The following is a 26167-nucleotide window of genomic DNA, read 5'->3' as shown; positions in this document are numbered from 1 at the left end:
ATAGAACAACCTATGTATAGAAGCATTGTCATAACGGCCCTGCTATTCACCACAGGCCTGCATATTCAGGCACAGTCAAAACAGGAAAGAGCCTATCAGGCAGAAGCTGATGAGGTGAAAAAAGAAATACAGGATGCGAAAGATCCTGCCTTTGCACAAACAGTCGTGCCTGAAAAATACCAGAACGAATCGGCAGTGATACTTGCTGTAAAGTTCTCGCTGGATGCGGATCATAGCCGGCGAAAAGATCATATTACCACGACCTTGCACGAGCGTGTTAAGATCCAGGACAAGGCAGCGCTGGAAGAGTATTCTGAATTCAATATCCAGAAACTGAAGAGCAGCAGCTGGGCCCGCGGGTACAAACTGGTATCCTTTATGGGGATTCGTGTGATCAAGCCAAATGGCCAGCAGCGCGATATCGACATGAATGATGCTGTGAATGTAAAGGATGAAAAAGATGATAAAAAACAGAAGATCGCGATTGCTGACCTGCAGGTAGGCGATATCATCGACTATTACGTACGGATCAATAAAGATGCGGCCAGCTGGTTTACGAATCCTGATCCATTGGATTACAGTGTAGGTGAGAAATACCCGATGCTGGACTTTGCGCTGGACATCAGGGTTTTCAGGAAAATGGGGGTGTCATGGAGATACCTCAATGATGATTCAAGTGTGTTGAAGCGTACAAAGGAAGATGAAGACTACGTATTCTCTATTCATAAAAAAGATGTACCTAAAATTACGGATGAGCGCTGGTTATATGCCAATCGTAGTCTGCCGACATTAAGGTTGACTTACAATGGTGCGAATGACATGGTGAATGGGGTGAATGAAAAAGATATCAAGGAATACCTGACTTACCATATCATCAGTGTAGGAGCGCAGTATATGGCGCTGCCTGCCATATTGAAAGAGTTTCCGGATGTACTGAGCAATTACAAAAAGGTACATAACAAAACGGATATGTCGAAGAGAGAAATTGCGGAACTGGCATATTATTACATTCGTTATGCAGCGCTTTACCGTGAGCAGGTTAGTTTGGGAGCGGATATAGAAGTAGGCCAGAACAGGAAATTATATTCACCAAGGTCTCACTTTGTAGCCAATGCATTTCGTCAGTTATTATTGAAGTATGATATTGATACAGACCTGGCGGCGGCGGTGCCACGTAGTGTAGGTACGCTGCAGGATGCGGTTTCACTGGATGACCTGGAATATTTTATCATTGCCAAGCCAGATGATCAACCCATGTATTGCTACCTCGGATCAATGTTTAGCTATCCTGATGAGTTACCGACCGGGCTGGAAGGACAGGAAGCATATGCGGTAAGTGTGACGGGGAGTAAAGGGGAAAAATCATCCAGTTTCAGAAAGATCACATTGCCTGTAAGTACTGCGGCGCAGAATGTGGATGCAGAGAAACTGAATATCAGTTTTAATGCAGAGAACCTGCAAACGTTGAATATTGACAGGATGATACGTGCGAAAGGGCAATATCGTTACCAGTATGTAGATATGTTGCTGTATGAAGATATGTTGGAAGAGGAAAGAAAAACATTGAGCATGTCTACCACATTCGAGCGTGACCTATCAGCAGATAAAAGGCGTTTCCCTGAGTACAAAGCGGCCTTTGCAAAGGCACGGAAGGATATGGATGAAACGGTGAAAGATAATATCTATACAGATTATAGTATTCAGCCTACGGCGGTGACTTATTATAAAGTGGCGGATCAGGGACTGGAGAAACAGAATAAGCCGTTTACCATGCACCAGTCATTTTCTATGGATGGTTTTGTGAAGAAGGCGGGGAATAATTATATGTTGGATATTGGAAAACTGATCACAGGTCAGATAGAATTGACGCCAGAAGAAAGGAAGCGTACCTATGATGTGTATATGGCGTTTCCGCGGACGGTGACTTACGAGGTGTGGGTGAATATCCCGGAGGGGTATACATTGGAGGGTGTAGAGAATCTGAATAAGTCAGTGGTCAATGAGACCGGGCAGTTTGTGAGTAGTTCGAAGGTAGAGGGGAATAAGCTGGTGGTGAATATTACGAAGAGTTATAATCATCAGCATGAGCATGTGGGTGCGTGGGGGCAGATGATGGCATTTATGGATGCGGCAGCGGATTTTACGAAGCAGAAGGTGTTGCTGAAGAAAATATAAATGCTTGGGCTACGGCCCAAGCGTTTTTTTTATATCTTCCAATAACCCCTCTCCTCTTTCATACCACTTCATTTCTTTATCTTTTTTAAACCAGGTCATTTGTCTTTTTGCATACTGCCTGGTGTGTATGTTTACTAATTCTTCGGCTTCATGTAGGGTGGTCTTGCCATCCAGGTAATCAAAAATCTCCGGATACCCCACCGTCTGCAAGGCATTATGACTTCTGAATTCCTGCACGGATCGCACCTCTTCTACCAATCCATCCTTCATCATCTGCCGCACTCTTGTTGCTATATTAGCATGCAACAGTGGTTTCTCCAACTCAATCCCCGTCCTGATAATTTCAAAATCCCTGTTGGTTTTATTTCCCGTACGGAATTCCAAAATCGACTTTCCGGTAGTTTCAAAAACCTCCAGGGCTCTCATTAATCGTTGTGGGTTCTGGATTTCGCCCACGACATAAAAGCGGGGATCTTTCATTTTCACTTCCTCCTGCAACCACGTCAATCCCTCCTGCTCATACTGTGAAATAATTGATTGTCTAACTTCCGCCGGTGCAGCAGGTATATCATCAATTCCTTCACAAAAGGCTTTTATATACAAACCTGTGCCGCCGCAAAGCACGACGACATCATTGTTTTTCCACACTTCCTCCGCGTATTGCAATGCTAACTTCTCAAAGATACCTGCATTCACTTCTTCACGAATGCTATGAGAATTGATAAAATAATGAGGTACAGCCGCCAACTCAGCAGCACCGGGCTTTGCCGTGCCGATACTGATCTCTCGGTAGCACTGCCTGGAGTCTGCTGATATTACGGCGGTATTAAAATATTGCGCTACCTGTACAGCCATCGCCGTTTTTCCGGCAGCCGTAGGCCCTGCTATTACGATTACTTTCTTATCTCTCATGTAAATTAATACATGTCTTCACTGCCAGCGTCCTCCATACCTTCCTCATCTGCTTCACTGTTTTCATCCTCCTCTCCTTCTTCGCCAAATCCATCTTCGCTCATTCCTTCTTTATTCAGGTCATACTTCTCCTCCATTTCCACAAGCTTATCACCTACCAGTCCCTTTGTACCGTACTGGCTAGGTGCCAACCCTTCTTTCCTTACACATAGCGGATAGGTCACCCTTGAATTTTCATCTTTGGATACCCCTATCAATTCCACCAGGAATGTCCAGTTCTTCGCAAAATCATATAGGTATATAAACTTCTGATTAGGCGTTTTCACTGCTACCCCAATGACAGTTTCTTCCATCAGTAATGGATCGACCTTGCGGACTACATTGTCTTTTTCGAGAATGATCTCCCTTCCCCGTTGCCAGTTATCGTTGCTACGGAAAAAAGTCGCTTTATGTTTATTGTCAAATTCGAATGACTGCAAAATGACTTGGTGGAATTGTAAAAATGTCTGGTCTGGTTTAATGGAAATATCCCTGTACACACTTTCGTCTTCTTCCCAATAAACTCTGAATTTCAAAACAGGCATGACAATAAAGGATTTTATTGAATAATTGGATGTTTCGTTTCTGGTTTAAAGCTAATAATACATAAATAGCTATTATATATCAATCATCAAACCTTAACTCAGAAACATTCACCACTTTACTAAATTAACAATTTTATTTAACTGGTGTCAAATCCATCTCTTTTGCCTTTTCCAGCAGAAAGGCATAAGCGGCATCGTAGGTATTGGGTATTACCCCATCCAGGATGGCTTCGCGGATGGCACTTTTCAGATCACCAACGGTTCTGCAGGGCGTCAGGTTAAAGGTTTCCATGATCATCTCACCAGTTACCGGAGGTTGCCAGTTACGCAGGCGGTCATTTTCCTCAATCTCCTTCATGCGCTGTCTTACCAGTTCATAATCATCGAGATATCTCCGTACTTTGGATACGTTCTTCGAAGTGATATCTGCTTCACAGAGCATCATCAGTGCTTCAACATCCTCTCCTGCTTCGAATAGCAGGCGGCGTATGGCAGAATCAGTGATATTCTCTTTCGTCAGGCTAATAGGCCGCTGGTGCAGTTCTACCAGTTTCTTCACAAAGCGCATAGGTTCATGCGTAGGTAGTTTCAGTCTTGAGAAGATGCGGGGAACCATCTTGGCACCGACCATCTCATGTCCGTGAAATGTCCATCCATGACCCTGCTCATAGCGCTTGGTGGCTGGTTTACCGATATCGTGCAGCAGGGCAGCCCAGCGTAACCAAAGGTCTTTTGTATTCCTGGAAATATTATCGACTACCTGCAAGGTATGTGAAAAGTTCTCTTTATGCCGCTTGCCATCAACCGTTTGCACACCAGCAAGATCTACCAGTTGCGGGAAGATGATCTTCAACAACCCGCTCTTAAACAACAGGTTCAAACCTACAGAAGGCACAGCAGACAACATGATTTTATTCAGTTCGTCGGTAATACGTTCCTGTGAGATAATCTGGATGCGGTCTGCCTGCTCTTTGATAGCCTGAAAGGTATCGTCAGCAATGGTAAACTGCAATTGGGAGGCAAAGCGGATGGCCCTCATCATACGCAGGGGGTCATCGCTGAAAGTCTGGGCAGGTGCCAGCGGGGTACGGATAATTTTTGCATCCATGTCCGCCAGCCCATTAAATGGATCTACCAGGCTTCCATAATCTTCATCATTGAGGCTGATAGCCAGGGCGTTGATAGTAAAATCTCTGCGCAGCTGGTCGTCCTCCAGGGTACCCGGTTCCACGTCGGGATTGCGGGATTCCTCTCTGTAACTTTCTTTGCGGGCGCCTACAAATTCAACTTCAAATTCATTCCACTTTACCTGAGCGGTGCCATAGGTTTTAAAGAAGCTCACTTTAGCATTATCAAAGTAAGTAGCCACTTTGTGTGCTAAGGCAATGCCATCTCCTACGCACACCACATCCATATCTTTGGTCCGGCGGTTCAGCAGTTTATCACGCACGAAGCCCCCGATCAAATAGCAGGGCACGCCCAGCTCCTGGGCTGCTAACGCTATCTGCTCCAACACTTTGCGTTCCTGTAAGGTACAGGGTATGTCAATAGGCTTTCTGCTGATCATATTTAAATAAAACGGCAAAAGTAGCTTTTTTTAGCCGATAGTCCATGGTCTCCTCATCAGGGTGTGCGTACTACTCCCTTATTACTTGTAAGGTACCGTCTTTCAATAACTTAACAATACGGGATGGCTGTCGGGGGGTAGTATCTTCCTGTCGGTAGGATACAACATAATCCACGCCATTTTTTACGGCAGGGTCAATGTCTGCGTAAAATGCGGGGGAAGGTTGGCCGCTCAGGTTGGCGGAGGTGGAAACTAAAGGTTTACGAAGACGTTTTACCAGGTGACGGCAGAAGGGGTCTTGCACGAGGCGGATAGCCACGGTACCATCTTCGTTGATGACGCTGGGAGCGAGGTCGAGGGCGCCTTCGTAAATGACGGTAGTAGGGCGGTCGAAGTTAGCGATCAGATCGGCAATGGATGGATCGGGGTGAGCGACGTATTTGAGGAGGTCTTTTACGTCGGCGAGGAGGATGACGAGGCTCTTTTTTTCCGGGCGTTGTTTGAGGGAGAAGACTTTTTTTACGGCTTCTTCGTTGGTTGCGTCGCAACCAATGCCCCAGATGGTGTCTGTTGGGTAGAGGATTAGTTTTCCGGTTCTTAGGGCGGCGAGAGCGGCCGTTACGTCGTTTTCGAAATCAGTGGTCATGTTTTATAGACTTTGGAACGGGAGGATGTTTTGTTTTAGTTAGTGAATTGGAGGCTTTGGTATACTTTAATTGGTTAGGAAGCCGATCCTTCTGATTTACAAGCTTTGGTATACTTCCATCAGTTAGGAAGCCGATCCTTCTGATTTACAGGCTTTGGTACACTTTCATTACCTCTGCGGCACATTTTTCTCTTGTAAATTTTTGCGCCTGTCTCAATCCCTTTTCTTTCAGCTCTTCCATGAGTGCGGGGTTATTAGCCACCTCTCTCATAGCATACGCTATTGTTTCAGGATTCGACGGATCAATATAAATCGCCGCATCCCCGGCGGTTTCACCAAAACAGGAACCACTGGAAGTGATCACGGGTGTACGGCACCACATTGCCTCCAGAATAGGTATACCAAATCCTTCAAAGAAAGATGGGTAAATCAGCGCTTTAGCTCCCTGGTACAAAGCAGGTAGATCATTATAAGCGAATTTTACCGTATCATTTACGAGGATAACGCTCTTTTGCAACCCATTGGCAGCAATAAAATCCATTACCTTTTTCTTATAACTACTGCCACCACCCACAACAACCAAAGGAATATCTACCTTACCTTTCAGCTGCACCATAGCTTGTAGGATACCTAACAAATTCTTCCGCTCAATCAACGATCCAACATACAGGAAATACTCCTTCGGAAAGTTGTATTTCTCCAGCATTTGTGCAATTTCCGCTTTGCCATGTTGTACACCAAACGACTCATCACAACTTTGATAAGCGACCGCGATTTTGTCTGCCGGTGTGTTATAATACGTAATCAGATCCTGTTTGGTTTGTTCACTGATCGCAATGACCTTATCGGCGTATTGGCAGGCGTATTTAGCCTTTTTACGATACGTCTGCACATCAATGGGATTGTATTGTTCCGGGTTGCGTTCAAAGATCAGGTCGTGCATGGTAACGATACTTTTGACGCCGCTTTTATGAATGCCGAAAGGGATCTCGTGACTTAAACCATGATAGATATCAATGCCTTGTTGCGCCAGTTCACTCACTACAAATTTGCTGCGCCAGAGGCCTTTCAACAGGCGATGCAGGGGCTTTTGAGGCAATATGGTGGTGATATTGCTAAAAGCAGCGGTGTTGTACATACCCGTTAGTTTGGGTGCGTACAGGTAGTAATTGTGCTCCGGGTAATAGGTAGCCAGAGAACTGATCAGGGTCCGGCTGTAATTGCCGAGACCTGTGTTATTCTGGAAAGCCCGTTTGGCATCGAAAGCAATATTCATAGAATGGTTTAAAGGGGGATAAAGGTAATAAATAAAAAATTGGGAGGTGGGGAGGTAAAGAGGTTGAGGGTGTTGGGAGGTTAGGTGGTAAGGGAAGGTTGAGGGTGTTGGGAGGTTGAGGGTGTTGGGGAGTAAGGAAGTTGAGGGTGTGGGGGAGGTTGAGGAGTAAGGAGGTTAGGTGGTTGGGAGGTTAGGGCATTAACGCCTTCATTGTGGTTTTCAGGCTAATCAGGAAAAGCATCAGTGAAAAATTCCCCCCTCTTTTACTATGTTTGTGAAAAATTTCGATACACAATGGAGCTACAAGAACTCATCCAGGCTGCCTGGGGAAACCGCAGCCTGCTACAGGAATCTACTTACAGCGATGCTGTCAAAGCTGTTATTGAAGCTGTAGATAAGGGAAAGATCAGGGTAGCAGAACCCACAGGAGAAGGCTGGAAAGTCAATGAATGGGTAAAGCAGGCCATCCTGATGTACTTCACCATCCAAACGATGGAAACCATAGACCTCCCACCATTTGAGTTCTATGACAAAATGAAGCTGAAATCCAACTATAAAGATCTGGGTGTTCGTGTAGTACCTCATGCGATTGCACGTTATGGTGCATTCATTGGTAGAGGCGCGATCCTGATGCCATCTTACGTAAACATCGGTGCATACGTAGACGAATGTACCATGGTGGATACCTGGGCTACAGTAGGTTCCTGCGCACAAATAGGTAAGAATGTACACCTGAGTGGTGGTGTTGGTATTGGTGGTGTACTGGAACCACTGCAGGCTAGTCCGGTGATCATCGAAGATGGTTGTTTCCTGGGTAGTCGTTGTATTGTGGTAGAAGGTGTGATAGTAGAAAAAGAAGCGGTGCTGGGTGCGAATGTAGTATTGACTAAGTCTACCAAGATCATTGACGTAAGTGGTGCTGAGCCGGTAGAGTACAAGGGTCGTGTACCGGCACGTAGTGTGGTAATTCCTGGTACATATACTAAGAAGTTCCCAGCTGGTGAATACCAGGTTCCTTGCGCGCTGATCATTGGTCAACGTAAAGAATCTACAGATCTGAAGACGAGTCTGAACGATACGCTTAGAGAGTTCAATGTAGCTGTATAAGCTGGATGGCTCTTGAAAAGAAAGGCTGACCTTTTAGGGGGTCGGCCTTTTTTGTGTATGCATGGTCGGTAGGTTGAAAATTTTCTATATAAATATTTGGAATATTGGGAAAAGTGTATACCTTTGCAATCCCTTAACACGGAATCAGTTGCCCAGATGGCGAAATTGGTAGACGCACTGTGTTCAGGTCGCAGCGCTCGCAAGGGTGTGCTGGTTCGAATCCAGTTCTGGGCACATAAAAAGCAAAACCCGCTCATAGAGCGGGTTTTGCTTTTTATATTATTCTACAATATTTTGTAAGTATTTCAAAGTCAATCTCAAATTGGTTCGATCTAGTTCCCAAACCAAGTTTATTTTCGAAAATATTGTTTTTCATGGAAATTTTGAACTCCCTATCTTAGATAATGATTATGTACAATTGAGCAAATGAAAATATAGAATATGGTGTAGATTCTGGAGGATGTTGACCCACTTCTCTGAATTATGTTGACCCACCATTCTGGAATGATAACCCACCTAAAAGGTGAATCAAATTCTGGGATGTTGACCCACCTCTTTTTTGAGATTTCATAGGTTGATATGCCCGAATTCTGGGATGTTGACCCACCTGGAATTTTATTTTTTTAAAATTCACTATGTCATTCTGGCATTTTGACCCACCCTGCAGGAGTAAATAGTAAGAGCTTTTTGTATTATATGCTCCTTAAAAATATGGGAGCATGGGACAAAAGCCAATAGCAATGGAACAATTAAAGTAACTTTTACAGCTTAAGAAGGATGGTGTAGGTATAAGGGAAATGGCTCGTCGGTTAGGCATTAGCCGCAATAGTGTGCGGAAATATTTAACCTTGCTTACGAATGAGAATGATAGCACTCAAAACAATCAAAATGATGTAGCACTGGCGGAACGAGCTTATGGTAACGAAAGCATGGCTCATGATGCACAACGGTTAGAGCAACTGATTAGCCATTTTAAGGATATACAGCATGAGCTGGGAAGAACAGGTGTTACCCGTCAATTACTTTGGCAGGAATATTTACGGCAAAATCCTGATGGATATGTATATAGCCACTATTGCCATCATCTGAATCAATTTCTTAAGAGGCTGGATGTTGCCATGCACATGGATTATATTGTTGGAGACATCATTATGATCGATTTTGCAGGCAAAAAGCAATCATATATAGATACAGATACGGGTGAAAAAATTGAATGTGAAGTATTCATTGCAATCCTTCCATTTAGTGGTCTTATATTTTGTATGTCGGTTCATACTCAACGTACAGTTGATTTTATTGCCTGCATCAATGCAATGTTACTTTTCTTCGGTGGTGTTCCGATCACGATCTTATGTGATAATTTAAAGACTGCTGTAATAAAGCCGGACAAATACGAACCAGTATTTACTGAAATATGTGGCCAGTTAAGTGAATACTATGCAACTACTTTTAGTGCGACCAGGCCGTATAGCCCAAGGGATAAGGCAATGGTTGAAAAAGCTGTAAATATAATATATAACCACATTTATGGCCCCCTTAGAAACAGAGAGTTCAACAGCCTGCAAGCTCTTAATGCAGCAATGTATGATCAGCTTATTCTTCTCAATAATAAACCTTATAGAAATACCCCTTATAGCAGGTGGTACTATTATGAGCAACATGAGAAAGCATGTTTGAAACCACTTCCATCCACGCCCTTTATTGTTAAAAAAGTTGTCCTGCTGACTGTCCAGCGTAATTATCATATTCAGCTTTCTGACGACCATCGCTATTACAGTGTACCATATCAATACGTGGGGAAAAAAGTTAAGGTGTTATATGATAAACATTCCGTAGAAGCATATTTTGAATATCAAAGAATAGCTATTCACTTTAGGAACGACCAGCAAAAGTCTTACAATACTATACCTGATCACATGCCACCCAATCATCAGCGGATGCAGCAGATAAAAGGCTGGAACCGGGATGACTTACTAGCTCAGGCAGCTCGTATTGGGCCATCAACGCAACAAACAGCCGCAAATATCCTGGAAAACAGCATTTATATTGAACAAAACTATAAAGCCTGCTTTGGCATGTTGATGCTTCAGAAAAAGTATGGGGCTGACCGCCTTGAGCGAGCTTGCAAAAGAGCATTGCTGGGCACACGCGTTAATTACACTATGGTCCGAATATCCTTGAACGGGGCCTGGATAGATCAGAGGAATCAAGAGATAACTGTATTAATCACCATGGACTAATTCAGGGGATAGGATCACTATAAATAAAAAAGTCAAATGATGAATGCACACAAACACTTGAGCAAATGAAACAACTTCGCCTGCAGGGAATGTATCAGGCTTATAATGCTCAACTGGAATTACCTATGAATCAACAATTACAAGGACATGATCTTATTGCTTACCTGGTTCAATCAGAAGAACAGAATAGGAGCAATGAAAAGACTGCATACTATTTAAAACTGGCAAAGCTAAGACTGCCTGTAACAATAGAGCAAATAGATTGCAGCCCCGGACGGAATCTGACTAAACAGCAACTAGCTGTTTTAACCAGTAGCGATTACATAAATCAGGGGCAAAACATCTTAATTACAGGAGCGACAGGCTGTGGCAAGAGCCACCTCGCCTGTGCTCTTGGCCATCACGCATGCCTGATGGGATTTAAAACGACATATTTGAATATGAACCGGCTAATAGAGAAAGTAACACTCTCTAAACTGGATGGATCATATATCAAATTACTGAATCATCTTGAGCGACAGACTCTCATTATCCTCGATGACTTCGGACTGGCACCGATGGCACAGGAGATCCGTCTTACTTTACTTCAGCTACTTGAGGATCGATATGGAAAGAAGAGTGTAATTGTGACATCACAACTACCTGTCGCGAAATGGCATGAGTATCTTAATGATCCGACCTTGGCCGATGCAATCCTTGACAGATTGACAGCAAATGCACACAGGGTAGAATTAAAAGGAGAATCACTAAGACGAAGAAATAAATAATCATTGTATTTTACATAGCATTTAGCTCTTACTTTTATTACCTGCTACGCAGGTGGGGCAACATCCCAGAGACCCGGGTCAACATAAACAGAATCTACAGAATATGGGAAGTATCGAATTCTATTATGAATTATCCTATAACGCAGTATTTGTCATACAATCATTGAAGATTGGTGATCGTGAAACAGGCGATGAGCTATATAATAATGTTATTAAATGGAAGTGTCTAAAAAATAATACAGCCGCTTATCTGATAATTATAAAGACAAAGGAGGACTTGTTTAACTTCTTTCAAGAGGTTAAGATTCTAGTTATGAGAGGGATGTTGATACCCATCTTGCATTTTGAAATGCATAGCTCTGAGCAAGGTATTCAATTAACGAGTATGGAAGTTGTTACTTGGGAGGATCTTGGACTGTGGTGCAGGGAGTTGAATGTCTTAATAAAAAATCAATTGGTAATAAGTATTGCAACTTGTATGGGGGTATACTTCTATAAAGCAATCGACATTTTGAAGCCAGCTCCATACTGGGGGTATATTGGTCCTAAAGATAAAATATCTGGATTCTATTTATTACGTGATTTTACCAACTTTTATGACATTTTCCTTGAATCCGGTAATTTGGAAGGATCCATAACTTCATTAAATAATGAGAGCACAAGATTTGAATATTTATTCATGAATGGCGACGTGCTTTTTACTCTACTTTATGAACAGCTTGATAAAATCCCATATAATAAGGAGAGCAAATTCCACAAGTTAAAAGGTTTCACTAAGAAGCAATTTCCTTTGTTGAATAGAGCACAGAGAAGGTCACAGTTAAAGAAAAATATTGAAGAGCATGATCCAATAGCATTTAAGAAAAAAGTAAAAGATCACTATTTAATGAAAGATTGAGTTAAAATATCCAAAGTCGCTAATAATTTTATGTTTTACCTCACCTAAGCTCACCTGGATAATTTCTATGACAACAGATTCAGGCATATTCCTAAAAATTGGATCTTGGGGCTTTATAATCTGATTTTCTGAACTGGTTATCATCAAATCAAAAAATCTATAAAAATCAATGTTATAGTAGAGGCTAAAATTTGTATAAGCGAAAGCATAGTTATTTGTATCTCACTAAATCAATATCACTGCACTTGATCGCCAGAAGAACCGTTATCAATTAGCCCTGAAAGAGCGGTTATAAAATCTGAAATTTTCGTCGGATCAATATACTGGTCGTTCATTATGGGTTTTACTGTCCCTCGTAATTGGTCTGCTTCAAACCAAACACCAAAGCCATCTATTTTGGTATAAAATTGCCTTCTATCTCCCACATCATAGCAGGTAACGCCATAAGTTCCTTCCGGTACAATAACTTCGCAGTATTGAACTAACGTTTCCTCTTTAAGCTGTTTGCGAATTTCGTCATATATGAGCTTTGCCGAATCCAGGTTTTGAAAAAAGAATATACCATGCCCATAATGATCTGCCCAAAGGCGGTAAGCAAGAACAGCGATACCCCAAAGATGGCTATGATTGTCAACAATTATATGTTCTATGAAAGCGCCAATACGGTCGTCACTATCAGGATGCCCCCCTCCAGAAAGTTCGGATTTCATAAGTAGTAGAGTACATAGAGCCGCAAGTACTCCAAGTTCAGCCGTGTCTTTATTAATTGTAGTCATGCCATCTTTTATCAATTCGACACTGCGGGCATCAGCCTGTATTTCCATGTCAAGTTCGGTTAGGTCTAAAGCTGCATTGTCAGTAACATGATCGAGCTCGATATGTGCCACTTCATGAGCGATAACGAAATTCATCGCATGCAGATATACGGCATTCACCTTAGTAATCGTGTCATGCATCTCATCCGAATAGTATGCCGGATTAGGTAAACTAATATCCCAAGGATGATAGCCTTTTAATAGACTTTGTGCATATTCCATCAATTTCATGGCAGTTTTCAGTTTCTCCATATCGACACCATCCATAACATCATCATTTTCTTCATCTCTGTTTGCTTGTCGTTTTACGGTCATTTCGGAATGATACACGACAAAACAATAACACATACACCAAAGGTACATCTGAAATCCATCATACAGCAATACCATGCCGACTCCCGCCGCTGGTCCATTCGTCGCAGGGTATTCACTGTCACTAAATTGAATATTACTGGGATCCAACTTGCCTTCCGCAGCTGCTTTACGGAGCACCGCAATAAAGGAAGGACTTAGTCTAGAAAGTTCCTGGTAAACATTACCGCGCAATACGCGAATCGGATTTTCATTAAGGTTGTCTGGATCGGAAAAGAAATTTTTCATTTTATTTTTTAAATATTGGCTTTAAAAAATCTACGACAGCAATTCAAAACTTATTCATGATGGACATATAACTCATTCCAATCACATATTGGCCATACTTCCCTGAAAGACTGTTTCTAGAACACGCCCTCGCTACGTCCTTCCAAAATTGTAATGAGAGAAACATTACGTTGGGCCAAATTTTATCAATTGCATTGATGACTTTAACGTAACACAATTTATTCGAGTTATTGAAATTTTATTTAATCTAAAAAAGGAGACGCTGTAACTTGCAAATACAACTAAAATAAATTATATGAAATATCTTATAGTTGTTGATTTCCAATCCTAACCATTGAGCATCTATTGAAGATATATATGCATGCAATTTCTTTATAATCAACACAAATTGGTTCGAAAACCTACCGTTACTGAGCACAAAAATAATAAGACCCGCTCTAGGAGCGGGTCTTATTATTTTTTACTATTTCTTCTTGTTTTACAAGTATTTCATATTCAAGCTAAAATTGGTTCGATCAAGACGAGGTGACCTTAATTGACAATATGGTCCGAGGTTATTAATGACCGACTGTGCGATCAAATCTGAATTATTACATCTAATAAATGCACACTTAATTCTCAGGTTATCACCTGTCACTTTTAGATAGGATCTCCCCAACAACATCAAAGGGTAATGTATAGGGTATCCTCATGCTCAATGTCTCGTTGGCAAGCGTAATCTCCATAGCCCCCTGAACACCCTCGTATACCTGCATTGGTCTTTTTTTTAACAGCACTATCTGCGGACGTCGAAGCTCGGGATCAGGAATTTCATGGTATTCACTCCATTCCAGCACATTTTCTTCATCAATCTTATATTGTTTATTATCTGCCGGAAAGTTCACCGTATTGTTTAACGTATATGCCTGAAATACGTCCAATTGTTCCTTTGTGAAAGGAATACCTATTTCATCTCCCTGTTCATCGACATCAAGTAGATACCACATAACCGTAAATGGACCACTGATCGATCGTGAACCAAACTTAAAATGGGTGAATAGCGTCTGAAGTGTATATATGCTTTGCATGATGGAGTACGATTTTGTTGGATGATGATAATTGTAATGTGCTACTGCTGATTACACTAAAAAAGAGGCATTATCAGCGATACTACACAATTCCATAGCTGATCAGCAATGCATTCAGCCTGGACAGGTCAAGAGGCAGGTTCCGCTCCATACAGACATCCCCTATAAATTTGCTAAAAGACATACAGGACTGTTCGGCGAACTGTACTATGTCCGTTATGTTTACTTTCTGGTAATTCATCGTTTGCTGATAAGCCCGTAGCAATCCTATGTAATCCAGCGTACCATTAGCGAAGTAGCTTTCGTAGTTGATCAACGTATCGATCTCTACCAGCGTCACTGGGTGCACACGGCTGAAGTCAACACCCTCAAACTCAGGCTTTGCCTTCAATTTGTTGATCTCATCTTCCATCCAGTAGTGTACCCGGAAATTAAGGCCGGCAGCGCTATACAATGAATCGTACACTACAATAACAGGGAAGATCTCCACAACAGCCGGATCGTAGTCAGTATCGCCTGCTATCTGCATTTTCAGCACTCTTTCGATATTGGCCGCTACCTGTACCACAGCTTTACCCAGACGGTCCGGCTTCGGCGGCACAGAACCCCTACCGTCTGTTTTCAGCAGCTTCTCTATTTCATCAATATTGTACGACAGCTTGGTTTCTCCGGGTATGAAGAAGTCCTTCGACTCATGCAGCACCACTGTGTTTCCTACTCTCAGATAATAGTCAGGTTCCCGTATCATTCCCGCTGCTTTCAGCACCTTTCCCGTCAGCCGCACCGTAGCCGTCTTTGGATACAACTGATCCAGGACATCATATAACAGTACTTCTTCCGAGAAATCTGCCCGAATATGGCCCAGGAAACTGCCACTCAGCAGTTCCGGACGCCTTTGCTGCAAATCAGACAAGAGGAAGATGGTCCCGTTAAACAGCTTCTTTATCAGGAATAACGGAAACAGGGAGATATACTCTCCATCATCAATACGTTTAATGGGCCGGGAACGGAGCGACAGGTAGTCATTTTGCTCATCCAATACGTCGTAGTCAGGCGTGATAGCCACCTTATCCAGAAAAGCACAGTTTTCAGCGTATAGATCATCTTTAGGAACCTGTATGACATTCCAGCCATCCTGTCCTTTGGAGCCAGCCACGATCGCGAGACCAAGCAGTTTAAAATAGTCCTTTTTGCTAACCCCAAATTCAGCCAGAAAGGCCTGGAACAGGGGTTGGTACTTTGGTGTAGCCTCCAGGAAGTCCAGCAATCGGATGGCCTTGTAAAACTGGGTATAGAAAAGCTGCGAATAATCAATATTGAACAAATCTGCCTGAGAGAAGGACAAACTAAGTGTTACCCTTTGGAGGTAATTGTCATCCTGCACCAGTCTGGTGATTTCTGCCCCTTGCTGATAGAAAGCCAATACATCATCATTGAACAGCAGATTGAGATGAAACAGATGAATGGTCACGCCAGCATCCTCCGCTACCTCTTCCGGCAGGTCCGGATTGTTTTCCAACCATACAAGCAGGTTCAGTAATGCCTCGGAATTGATCAGGTGCAAATGCTCTCCTGCATGGAAATTCCTGATTCGCCTTAAATGATCGTAAATGTAGGTGAAGGAAGGACTTTGCTGGTAAGTGTGGTTTCCATTAAAGGTAAACCATTGCGCTATCAGCTCTTCCAATGCTATATCCTCTTTTTGTTTGACCGGACTTAAATACAGCGCAGCAAACTGGCGCAATCTCTTGCTACCAATCCGTTCTGCATAATGCCGTTTGGTTGACAGCGCTTCATTGGGGTATATATCCTTTGAACCCAGCAACCGCGAAAGCGATAGATGACTTTTCATATATATAGACAAATAATCGTGAAATTAAAGATCGCGAAGGTAGGGAAAGTTAGCACAACTACGAAGACACTCGTCGCAAAACCTTTGTCAGCGAGGCATATAGTCTAAAATGTGCAACAAAACATATCAATATATGGCTACGTGACCAAGAGCTTTTACAATTGGTACATGTGGACCAGTAGATAGCGAATAGGAACCAACTGTCTCTCCTTTAAATAAAAGAGCTGCCACCATTGGTGACAGCTCCTTTATTTATCATCCGTTACACTTATTGCTTAACGACTTTGTAGCTTACCTTCCGCCCGTTGTTGGTTTGCATGGTAAGGATATAAATACCAGGGCTGGCATTGGATAAATCTAATTCACCGGTAGCGCCTTTCACTGTCGCCTGCTGACAAATCCTGCCATTCACATCAGCGACAGTTATTACCGCACTTTTTACAGGTTGATCGAACTTCAGATATACAACGGGTAACCCCGTACCTTGGACCAGACCGCCCTTAACATAAGGTCTTCACTTAGACAGACCTTGACTACAAAAATCTTTATATAGCGTAATAGTATAAAGTTACGTTAATCATTATCCTTGACGGAGCAAATTTGGTGTAATCGAAATGGCAGAGACGGGCAAATGAAAATATGTAAATAATATATCATTTCTGTTTGTGGGTTCAAGCGCTTAATAACCGTAAATTAATTAATATCAACAGTATTTGGTTCGAAAACCTACCGTTACTGGGCACGAAAGCCTTACAAGTAATTGATTTGTAAGGCTTTTTAAATTTAGTGAGTGTCAGATTTTCATGTTTCTAAATCTTATATATCAGCATATTTAGATGTAGCCCCTTATATGCTAACTTCATGTAAAATGATTACCCAGTTCACATAATCCTTTCAGAATTAACCAGAATTTACGATGTTTGCCGTTCATCAAGACTAAACACAATGCATACCGCTTTTGGTGAATATTTCCCTGAAATCGCCAATAGAGAGACCAGGGTCCTAACTTTCATGGATAAAAACCTATGGGGCCTTCCAGCCGGATCTTATGCATTAATTGATCTTTATTGCACTGATCTGGATTGTGACTGCAGAAACGTTTACATCAATATTGTTAGTGAAAGATCATCCAGTCCAATTGCGACAATTACCTATGGTTGGGAAAGTCTCAAATATTATAAAGAATGGATGGGAAACGAAGAAGATGATAAAATGCTCATTGAATTCAAAGGACCAGCATTAGTAACATTTGCCAACCAATCAAAATTTGCAGGGAGCTTCCTTGAAATTTTTCAGGATATATTGAACAATGACAAAGACTATGCTAATCGGTTAAAACGCCATTATCAGTTGGTCAAAGATTATATTAAAGATAAACCTGTCCGGAGATGATTTATGTTTTTCATATTAAATTGGAGGAAACGGAACCAGAAGTTTGGAGAAGGATTGTAGTTCCTACCGATTATACCTTCTACCAATTGCATAAAGCCATTCAAGGTGCATTTGGATGGGAGAATAGTCATCTTTTTCAATTCTCTCAATCAGGATTCATGGACAATATTTGTTATGGCTACCCAGGAGATGATATTGATCCGGAAATAACAACTATTGATGCCCGAAAAACTAGGATAAGTAAAATATTCAAAAAGGCAGGCCAGACATATTGTTATATCTATGATTTTGGTGATGGATGGACCCATCAGATATTGTTGGAGAAAATCGAAAAGAAAGACATGTATGTTCCTTATTGTCTTGATGGAGGTGGTGCTTGTCCGCCAGAAGACGTTGGTGGAATTTCCGGCTACTACGAAATGGTGAAAATACTAAAGAAAAAACAACATCCGGAAAAGGCCAGTTATATACAATGGCTTGGGTTGGTAGAAGGTGAAAAATGGGACGCAGAATTTTGTAGTATTCGAGAAATAAACAAACGATTAGTATTATTGGAAAAATAAACAATATCTGCAACCTTTTCGCCTCCTTTTGATACAGGTTGACATCTTGCATCATAATTCGTACATTTATTACAAAATTTCACTATGGCTGATTATAAATTCGATAGAACTGCATTTAGGATGATGACATTCCAAGAGGCAGATGCTGCAAATGTGTATAACAAAAACGTTTCTTATCCAGAACGATTACGCCAGGCATACTATCTCATCTCTCAAGCCTATGGTTTTTCTATGACCAATCAGCCAAAATTAGATAAAACCTTCCATTCCTGCAGAAAACTTAGTCATTAATGGGTACAATTTTCAATGATGATTTCCGGGATTTTATTCAGGCAATGAATCATCAGAATGTTGAATACATTCTGGTTGGAGGTTATGCTGTTATCCTGCACGGTTATAGAAGAGTTACTGGCGATATGGATATTTGGGTTAATAGAACCTCAGACAATTATCAAAGACTGGTTAAAGCATTTGCCGAATTTGGTCTCCCGCTATTTGACATGACGGAATCTAAATTTCTTGATGTAGAAGTAGCAGATGTTTTTTCTTATGGCCGTCCACCTGTTAGTATTGACATAATAACAAAATTAAAAGGGGTAGAATTTTATGATGCATACCCACAAGCACAAGTTTTCAATGAAGAAGGATTAGAAATCAGATTTATTCATTTAAATAATCTGATAGAAGCTAAAAAAGCTGCCGGTAGACATAAAGATCTGGACGATATTGAAAAATTGACTGGCGGCGAATAATTCAGGTCAAATTTAACTCAACTTATTTATAATCAATGCCAGTTGGTTCGAGAATGTACCGCTACTGGGCACTTGGAAAGGTTGATAATCTATTGATTATCAACCTTTTTTCTTTTATGCTTGTCGTAATTGTCGTGTGGAAATTTTAGGTAACGGATAACCTGAATCGAATGAATTCTACATCTCTAACCCCTCTCATCGCATTTCTAAACGATTTAATCTTCACGTTAAACAATTATTCCGTGGCTGCATTGGCATCTCTGTTGTTTAAGAAGCTGAGGATCCCCAGGTAATATTGATAGCACCTAATTGAATTGGTACCATTTTATTGGAATTTACGCTCTGTAATCATTAGCAGTTAAAACTGATTAATTGCTTTACTGTTAACTCTTGTAAAAGAAATAATATATGTCGATCGTTGGGGATTATAAACAGGATCAAAAACACTGAACCATATCTATAGATTTCATTTATAAAATACAAACTAGTGGGTATTTTTTTGAATATTACTATTACCTAGATTTACAAATCATTAAACTCAAAAAATTGCAACATGAACTATTATCCACTACATTGCACTCTTTAAAGAAGGCATTGCCTGTAAATCATGCAAACGATCATATAACAAGGAAGACCACAACAAATTCTGTCTATTTATGGAGCCGGTAATAATAGATTAATAAATAAAGCCCTAGCATAATACTAGGATTTCATTTATTAATCTTCCGCTACTTCTGCTTTATTATCTTTTCCTTCTATATTATTTTTTTCACCTATTGTATAGACACTTCTTCTATATCCGTTGCTATTATTAGTCATTAAAAAGTAGATAAAGTGCATTGGAAATGCAAAAGAAGTCAGTAAAACACATGCGGCGTATACAAATCTGAAATATACGCATTGGGCTGATGATTTGATAATCCAGCTTAGTTGGCACGCTGATGGAGATACGTCAGGGAAAAAAAGTAAATCTAAGATTACGGGAGAATTGGCCTTGTTAGATGTCAAGATCAATGAGGAGAAAACTTATTGTATTTATTTGGGTAAGGTAGAGTGCATTAAATTCTTGGTATCACTTTCAGGAACCTATGAGCCGTAATGGCAAAGCTAGTCTCCGGGGACAGCCTAAAGCAATAAAAGCTATATGCAATAAGATTAGAGCAATTTTTATATAATTTAAGTCCCAGCAGCTATACAAGATTGTGAAACTCATCATTCCAGCACTAAGAGGATTACTGAACTACTTCAGAATAGAAAACTTAGGAAAGACTTTTAACAACATGAATAACGGCTTGATAAAAGAGATGTGCAGACACCTGATCCGAAGTGCTGGAAGAAAAGGGTATGGCTGAAATAAGTGGATTACAAAAGTACTATGGTCTATATACCTTGCATACTCAGATTTTGAAGCGCCTTGTTGAAAAGCGTGACCAGGAGTGAAAATCAAATAAACCGATGAAGAAGATTAATAGGGTAAACGTCTGCTGTAAACCGGCATGCACAGTTTGATGAGGTAGTTAGTGGAAATGCAGCCTATTAAGCCGGAACACCACTACTTGATCTACAAATCAGAAGTTTCTCCCAAACTTAGATTTTGAATTGATGATATGATAAAAGCAAAGAAGGGGAAAAATCCTGTTTTTAGTGATTGTCAATTATAATAACTTGCATACAGTTACCAAAGAGTGAAAATAAAAATAGTTAAGAAATTCGATAAACATTTCTTAACGTTATTATCACACACATGCATTTATTGAGGTGGGTCCAGTTAAATTTTAAGGTAGAAACTAACACTAAAAAATTCAACCTATCCTTAAAGTTTAAATAATACGGCGCTAATCGGCAAATGTGACGTTGTCATTGAACAACTTAGAACCGTCTACACCAGGTAAACTAATTTAAATCATTCAAGTGATTGTTATGTTATGAAATTGCTGCATACCGCCGATTGGCATATCGGCCAATTATTCCATGAGTATGATCGAACATACGAGCATCAACAATTTTTAAATTGGCTGGTAGAAACCCTGACCAATGAGCAAATAGACGTATTGCTTATCAGTGGAGATGTTTTTGATCTCTCTAACCCTTCTGCCAATGCGCTAAAAATGTTTTATACATTTTTAAATCGCGCTGTGAAAAGCAATCCAGGATTGCAAATCGTAGTTACAGCCGGGAACCATGATTCTGCGTCCCGTTTAGAATCTCCCACTCCATTGCTGGAATCCTCCAACATACATATCATAGGACTAATAGAGAAGGATACAGAAGAAAACTTTGTATACGAAAAATTGACTATACCTCTAAAAGACAAGCAAGGTAATATAAAGGCATGGTGCCTGGCAATACCATTTTTGCGGATGGGAGATTACCCGGTAATTGCGGATTGTGAAAATCCCTATACAGAAGGCGTTACGGCCTTATATAAAGCCGCTTATGAATACGCACTTGAAAATAAACAGCCCGGACAAGCAATTATTGCGATGGGGCATTTACATGCGCAACAGGCGGAAATAACGGAGCAGGATAAAACGGAAAGACTGATAATGGGTGGCGTGGAATGTATTTCCGCTTCAGCCTTCCATGAGGATATTAAATATGTAGCATTAGGGCATATTCACAAAGCACAGCGAATTGGAGGAAAAGAACATGTTCGTTATTGCGGTAGCCCGCTCCCCATGTCCTTCTCCGAAATTAATTATAAACACCAGGTAATTGTTTTTGAGCTAAACGACGAAAACATTACTGCACTAGCCCCCATCGACGTTCCAGTAGTAATCCCATTATTACGTTCCCCGGCAGTGCATAGCAAACTTACTGAAGTACTTACTGCATTAGAGCAGTTGCCCAACATCAACAGTCAGGCAGAACCAGCACCTTACCTTGAAGTAAGAGTACTGCTGGATGGTCCTGAGCCAGCTCTCCGGCATAAAATAGAAATGTCTTTGACCGGGAAACATGTGCGTTTAGCAAAAATAGATGTCAGATACGCCAGTTCAACAACTACTGATACTCAACCAGAAATGGTGGCAAGTCAAAATTTGAATGACTTACAACCGCTGGAAGTTTTCTCCAAAGTATACCAATCAAAATATAACAATACTGTACCACCAGAATTGCTTGAAATGTTCAATGCAATCGCTCAGGAAGCAACCCTAACCGATTAACGAGATGAAAATACTTGCCATTCGCATAAAAAACCTTGCTTCACTGGAAGGTATTACTGAAATTGACTTCACACAGGAACCACTTTGTTCTGCCGGAATCTTTTCTATTACTGGTCCTACCGGGGCAGGTAAGTCTACTATATTAGATGCATTGTGCCTGGCACTTTATGCCAAAACGCCGAGATACAAGCAAGCTGAGAGTGGCGTTGACATATACGATGTACAGGGAGCTTCCATCAGCCAGAATGATGTACGTGGTATACTGCGGGATGGTACAGCAGAAGGGTTTGCAGAAGTTGATTTTGTAGGAGTAGATAACCAGCCTTATCGCGCGACCTGGATGGTAAGACGAGCACGAAACAGGGCGGATGGAAACTTACAGGCCTTTGACGTGGCGCTTAAAAATATCAGTACAAATTCACCTGCTCCGGGAAGAAAAACTGAACTGCTGACAGAAATTGAGCGCCTGGTGGGATTAAGCTTTGAACAATTTACCCGTTCTGTATTGCTGGCACAGGGTGATTTTACAGCCTTTCTGAAAGCAGGAAAGGACGAAAAATCAGCACTCTTAGAAAAACTCACAGGTACGCACATCTATTCTGAAATATCCAGGCGCATTTATGAAAAGCACAGGGAGCAGGCGCAGCAACTACGGGATCTCAATTCACAACGGGAAGGGATCCAAACAATGACCAGTGAAGAGTTAACTTCCCTGCAAGAACAAAAGGACACAGTTGAAAAAGACATACAAGCCCAGGAAAAGTTACTACTTGAATTAAGCAAAGAGATTTCTTGGCATGAACAATTAAATAACCTGCAATCCAGATTAGACGCTGCAAAACTTGTCAGTGAACAGACCTTTGCGGTTAAGCAGGAAGCCATTCCCCGCGAACAGCAACTACAGCAGATTGTAAGTGTGCAATCTGTAAAACCGGTAGTTGCCCAATTAAATACCGTACAAGGTCAAATCAATGCGAAGAGAGTCAGCCTGGAACAAATTAGGGTTCAGCTAAATGCATTACAGCAAAAAAAAGATGCGCTCGACATTACGCTACAACAAACAGAGGATAACCTCACAGCAAGAATAGCGGAAGAAGAGGCAGCTTTGCCACTTTTAAATGAGGCAAAGACACTAGATGTACAATTGGCAGAAAAAGAACTCCAGACATCCCAGGCCCAAACAACGTTTAATACTGCGAGCCAAAAGTTGCAACAGCAGCAGCAACAACTTACGCAGAAACAACTGGATGCGGAACAGTTAGAAAGCAAGGTTAAAGAATTACAACAATGGAAAGAAAGCAACACTGCCCGCCAGCCGATTGCGGAACAACATAGTCTTATTATATCTAAGCTGAATGATGCAGGTATTCTGCTTGAAACTCAAAAAAACCGTTTTTCTCTCGTGCTGGCCGCGGAGGAAGAAATCAAGGTGCAAGAGCAGGAGCGGCAGCGATTGAGCAATGAATTTGCAACCCTTCAGACATCATTACAGCAGGCCAGACAAGAATATGAAAGTCAGAAAGAAGAATTTTCTGTAATTTCTATTGCCAGTTTAGACCAGCAAAGAAGCGCCCTTGATGAAACAATTGAAGACATTATTGCAGCAGAAGCACACTGGAAAATACTAAGCAGCGCTATTACAGAACAAACTAAGATTACAGAACAACTTGAAGAAAACAGGAAACAACTAAAAGCAGATATTGAACAACTTGGCAATACGAAAGCATTACTTGAAACTAACGTAATACAGCGAAATACTTCACTAAGTATGCTGGAGAAAGCCCGCCTGGTTGCGGCAGAAAACGTTGAAAGTTTGCGTACAAAATTGGTAGCTGATGAACCTTGTCCTGTTTGTGGCAGTACCTCTCATCCTTATGCCGGGCTTAATACCCAATTGGATCATGTGCTTAAAGAGTTGGAAATAAGCCATCAGAAAATAGAAACAGCTTATACAGACACCCTTACTACACATAGCCGTCTGACGCAGGTATGCGATCAATTAAATAAAACGATAGCTACTCAGGAGAAAGATCTTTCATTAAAGGAAAAATCTGTTAAGCAGTTAGAGGACATATGGGGCCGGTTTAAAATACATGCTTCGGCTTCATCAATAGCCTTTGACGAAAGAGCAACATGGCTACACCAAAAACTACAACAAGAAAAAGACCAGCAACGTGAGTTACGGGATACAATATTGTCTTATAATAATAAGAAAGAGCAGCTGGAAAAGCAAAAAGGCATGCTTGATGAATCTGACAAGCAACTTGTCAACATTGCAAATGCGTTAAAGGATACTGAAAGAACACTGAAATCTATAGAGGAACAACGAGATAATCATAAACTAGAAAGAGAAAAAGCAGAGACTGGTCTTGAAGATCTTCAGCAAAATCTAGCTGTCTATTTTACCTCTGAACAATGGTTCCAACAATGGAAAAAAGAAGCTGATAAATTTGTACTACAGATTCAGGAGTTTGCAGCACAGTGGATACACAACATCCAACAATTAGAAGAAGGCTTACAGCAAAAGGAAATACTAGCTGCCACGTTGAAAGGTATACAGGAACAACTAATTCATCTATCAGAAGAAACAAGTCAAAAAGAGCAAGCGTTATTAAAAATACGGGAACAATGGAACGATCTTTCCGGGAAAAGGAAAGCTATTTTTAATGGGGCGCCTATATCAGCTATAGAAAAAGGTTTCAAGGACGCAATTATTAAAGCCCGGCAGGTATTGGATCAACAAAAATCAGAAAAAGAAATTCTGCTGGCTAGTCTCACCCGTACCACAACTCAGTGTGAAGAAACAGAAAAAGAACTATCTGTACATTCAGAACAGGAAACATCCTTTAAACAGCAAATTCAAGAATGGCTCAATTCCTACAATCAGCGACATTCAGCCAGTCTATCAAAAAATGAATTAGATCGCTTATTGTCTTTCACACCGGATTGGATAGAAAAAGAGCGCTTAGAACTACGTGCCATAGATGATGCAGTAACCCAAGCGAAATCAGTATTGGCGGAGCGGGAAGAAAATCTAGATAAGCATCGACAAGAGTGGATGTCAGAACGCACGGCTGAAGAACTGATAACATTACATACAGAAGCCAAATTACATCATGAGCAAAATAATCAGACTAGTAACGAAATAACCTTTCGACTAAGGGAAGATGCCACTAATAAACAACGCATAGGAACGCTCTTACAATCTATAGAAACGCTATTACTGGTAGTAGATAATTGGGCAAAGCTGAATGAGGTTATTGGTTCTGCGGACGGAAAGAAATTCCGCCAGATCGCCCAGGAATATACCCTGGATGTATTGCTCAGTTATGCAAATGTTCATTTAGTTATTTTAAGTAAGCGCTACGTCTTACAACGCATACCCAATTCGCTAGGTTTACAGGTGTTAGATCAGGATATGGGTGATGAAATACGTACCGTTTATTCTCTTTCAGGTGGAGAATCTTTTCTTGTATCGCTCGCACTTGCATTGGGGCTGGCATCGCTTTCTTCCAGTCGTATGAAAGTAGAATCCCTGTTTATTGATGAGGGGTTTGGATCACTAGATCCGGCAACACTAAATATAGCAATGGATGCATTAGAGCGCCTGCATAATCAGGGGCGCAAGGTTGGAGTGATTTCCCATGTACAGGAGATGACGGAACGGATACCGGTGCAAATAAGAGTTAGCAAGCAGCAGAGTGGGAAGAGTAATGTTGAAATCTTAGGTGTATAAATCAGAGATACTTCCTCAAAAAAAGAATAGTAAAATAGTCATATAAAAAAG

The 26167-nt window shown here is 41.2% G+C and carries 21 protein-coding genes and 1 tRNA gene; 13 read left to right on the top strand and 9 right to left on the bottom strand.

What is annotated here, in order from left to right; all coding sequences use genetic code 11:
* Positions 1–12: 12 nt before the first annotated feature.
* The gene (locus tag SIO70_RS14695) at positions 13–2175 is read left to right on the top strand and encodes a DUF3857 domain-containing protein (RefSeq protein WP_320581615.1); all 2163 of its coding nucleotides are present in this window, start codon (positions 13–15) and stop codon (positions 2173–2175) included.
* Between the two features lie 9 nt (positions 2176–2184).
* Here the strand turns inward: SIO70_RS14695 and miaA are convergent, their stop codons facing one another.
* The 5 genes from miaA to SIO70_RS14670 form a co-directional block, all read right to left on the bottom strand.
* Positions 2185–3087 carry a tRNA (adenosine(37)-N6)-dimethylallyltransferase MiaA gene (gene miaA / locus SIO70_RS14690; RefSeq protein WP_320581614.1) on the bottom strand — a complete coding sequence of 301 codons (903 nt, stop codon included), beginning with the start codon at positions 3085–3087 and terminating at the stop codon, positions 2185–2187.
* 5 nt (positions 3088–3092) lie between these two features.
* Positions 3093–3671, bottom strand: coding sequence for an IS1096 element passenger TnpR family protein (locus tag SIO70_RS14685; protein ID WP_320581613.1), 579 nt, complete (start codon positions 3669–3671; stop codon positions 3093–3095).
* Between the two features lie 133 nt (positions 3672–3804).
* Positions 3805–5238, bottom strand: coding sequence for a CCA tRNA nucleotidyltransferase (locus tag SIO70_RS14680; protein ID WP_320581612.1), 1434 nt, complete (start codon positions 5236–5238; stop codon positions 3805–3807).
* A gap of 70 nt (positions 5239–5308) precedes the next feature.
* Positions 5309–5884 carry an L-threonylcarbamoyladenylate synthase gene (locus SIO70_RS14675; RefSeq protein ID WP_320581611.1) on the bottom strand — a complete coding sequence of 192 codons (576 nt, stop codon included), beginning with the start codon at positions 5882–5884 and terminating at the stop codon, positions 5309–5311.
* A gap of 145 nt (positions 5885–6029) precedes the next feature.
* Positions 6030–7160: a glycosyltransferase family 1 protein gene (locus tag SIO70_RS14670; RefSeq protein ID WP_320581610.1), complete on the bottom strand. Its 1131-nt coding sequence runs from the start codon at positions 7158–7160 to the stop codon at positions 6030–6032.
* A gap of 294 nt (positions 7161–7454) precedes the next feature.
* Here SIO70_RS14670 and SIO70_RS14665 point away from each other — a divergent pair, with 294 nt between their 5' ends.
* From SIO70_RS14665 to SIO70_RS14645, 5 genes are all read left to right on the top strand, one after another.
* The gene (locus SIO70_RS14665) at positions 7455–8267 is read left to right on the top strand and encodes a 2,3,4,5-tetrahydropyridine-2,6-dicarboxylate N-succinyltransferase (protein ID WP_320581609.1); all 813 of its coding nucleotides are present in this window, start codon (positions 7455–7457) and stop codon (positions 8265–8267) included.
* A 150-nt stretch (positions 8268–8417) separates the two neighbouring features.
* Positions 8418–8501 (top strand) — tRNA-Leu (locus SIO70_RS14660).
* A 563-nt stretch (positions 8502–9064) separates the two neighbouring features.
* Entirely contained in the window at positions 9065–10507 is a 1443-nt protein-coding gene (gene istA, locus SIO70_RS14655; RefSeq protein ID WP_320581608.1) for an IS21 family transposase, read from the top strand.
* 65 nt (positions 10508–10572) lie between these two features.
* Positions 10573–11274: an IS21-like element helper ATPase IstB gene (gene istB, locus SIO70_RS14650; protein ID WP_320581607.1), complete on the top strand. Its 702-nt coding sequence runs from the start codon at positions 10573–10575 to the stop codon at positions 11272–11274.
* Positions 11275–11377: 103 nt separating this feature from the next.
* Positions 11378–12172 carry a hypothetical protein gene (locus SIO70_RS14645; RefSeq protein WP_320581606.1) on the top strand — a complete coding sequence of 265 codons (795 nt, stop codon included), beginning with the start codon at positions 11378–11380 and terminating at the stop codon, positions 12170–12172.
* Between the two features lie 236 nt (positions 12173–12408).
* On the opposite strand, the gene SIO70_RS14640 is transcribed toward SIO70_RS14645, so the two are convergent.
* From SIO70_RS14640 to SIO70_RS14625, 4 genes are all read right to left on the bottom strand, one after another.
* Complete coding sequence (locus SIO70_RS14640; protein WP_320581605.1) at positions 12409–13587, bottom strand: phage exclusion protein Lit family protein; 1179 nt, start codon at positions 13585–13587, stop codon at positions 12409–12411.
* 626 nt (positions 13588–14213) lie between these two features.
* The gene (locus SIO70_RS14635; protein WP_320581604.1) at positions 14214–14573 is read right to left on the bottom strand and encodes a hypothetical protein; all 360 of its coding nucleotides are present in this window, start codon (positions 14571–14573) and stop codon (positions 14214–14216) included.
* Positions 14574–14736: 163 nt separating this feature from the next.
* Positions 14737–16506 (bottom strand): hypothetical protein, encoded by a 1770-nt coding sequence (locus SIO70_RS14630; protein ID WP_320581603.1) that lies wholly within the window; start codon positions 16504–16506, stop codon positions 14737–14739.
* 268 nt (positions 16507–16774) lie between these two features.
* Positions 16775–16918, bottom strand: a complete 144-nt coding sequence (locus tag SIO70_RS14625; RefSeq protein WP_320581602.1) for a T9SS type A sorting domain-containing protein — start codon at positions 16916–16918, stop codon at positions 16775–16777.
* 533 nt (positions 16919–17451) lie between these two features.
* On the opposite strand from SIO70_RS14625, the gene SIO70_RS14620 reads away from it, so the two are divergent.
* From SIO70_RS14620 to SIO70_RS14595, 7 genes are all read left to right on the top strand, one after another.
* The gene (locus tag SIO70_RS14620; protein WP_320581601.1) at positions 17452–17898 is read left to right on the top strand and encodes a hypothetical protein; all 447 of its coding nucleotides are present in this window, start codon (positions 17452–17454) and stop codon (positions 17896–17898) included.
* The gene (locus SIO70_RS14615) at positions 17895–18461 is read left to right on the top strand and encodes a plasmid pRiA4b ORF-3 family protein (protein ID WP_320581600.1); all 567 of its coding nucleotides are present in this window, start codon (positions 17895–17897) and stop codon (positions 18459–18461) included. The genes SIO70_RS14620 and SIO70_RS14615 overlap by 4 nt, the downstream gene beginning before the upstream one ends.
* Positions 18462–18545: 84 nt before the next feature.
* The gene (locus SIO70_RS14610) at positions 18546–18752 is read left to right on the top strand and encodes a hypothetical protein (RefSeq protein ID WP_320581599.1); all 207 of its coding nucleotides are present in this window, start codon (positions 18546–18548) and stop codon (positions 18750–18752) included.
* Positions 18752–19213, top strand: coding sequence for a DUF6036 family nucleotidyltransferase (locus SIO70_RS14605; RefSeq protein WP_320581598.1), 462 nt, complete (start codon positions 18752–18754; stop codon positions 19211–19213). Before SIO70_RS14610 ends, SIO70_RS14605 begins: the two co-directional genes overlap by 1 nt.
* A 1202-nt stretch (positions 19214–20415) precedes the next feature.
* Complete coding sequence (locus SIO70_RS33415) at positions 20416–20565, top strand: hypothetical protein (protein ID WP_414017920.1); 150 nt, start codon at positions 20416–20418, stop codon at positions 20563–20565.
* Between the two features lie 573 nt (positions 20566–21138).
* On the top strand, positions 21139–22380 hold the full coding sequence (locus SIO70_RS14600; RefSeq protein ID WP_320581597.1) for an exonuclease SbcCD subunit D: 1242 nt from the start codon (positions 21139–21141) through the stop codon (positions 22378–22380).
* Between the two features lie 4 nt (positions 22381–22384).
* Positions 22385–26116, top strand: a complete 3732-nt coding sequence (locus tag SIO70_RS14595; protein ID WP_320581596.1) for an AAA family ATPase — start codon at positions 22385–22387, stop codon at positions 26114–26116.
* The last annotated feature ends 51 nt before the right edge of the window (positions 26117–26167 follow it).

The sequence above is a fragment of the Chitinophaga sancti genome (assembly GCF_034087045.1).
GTDB lineage: Bacteria > Bacteroidota > Bacteroidia > Chitinophagales > Chitinophagaceae > Chitinophaga > Chitinophaga sancti_B.
The sequence above is the reverse complement of the archived record's forward strand: the minus strand, read 5'-3'. Positions and strand labels throughout refer to the sequence as shown.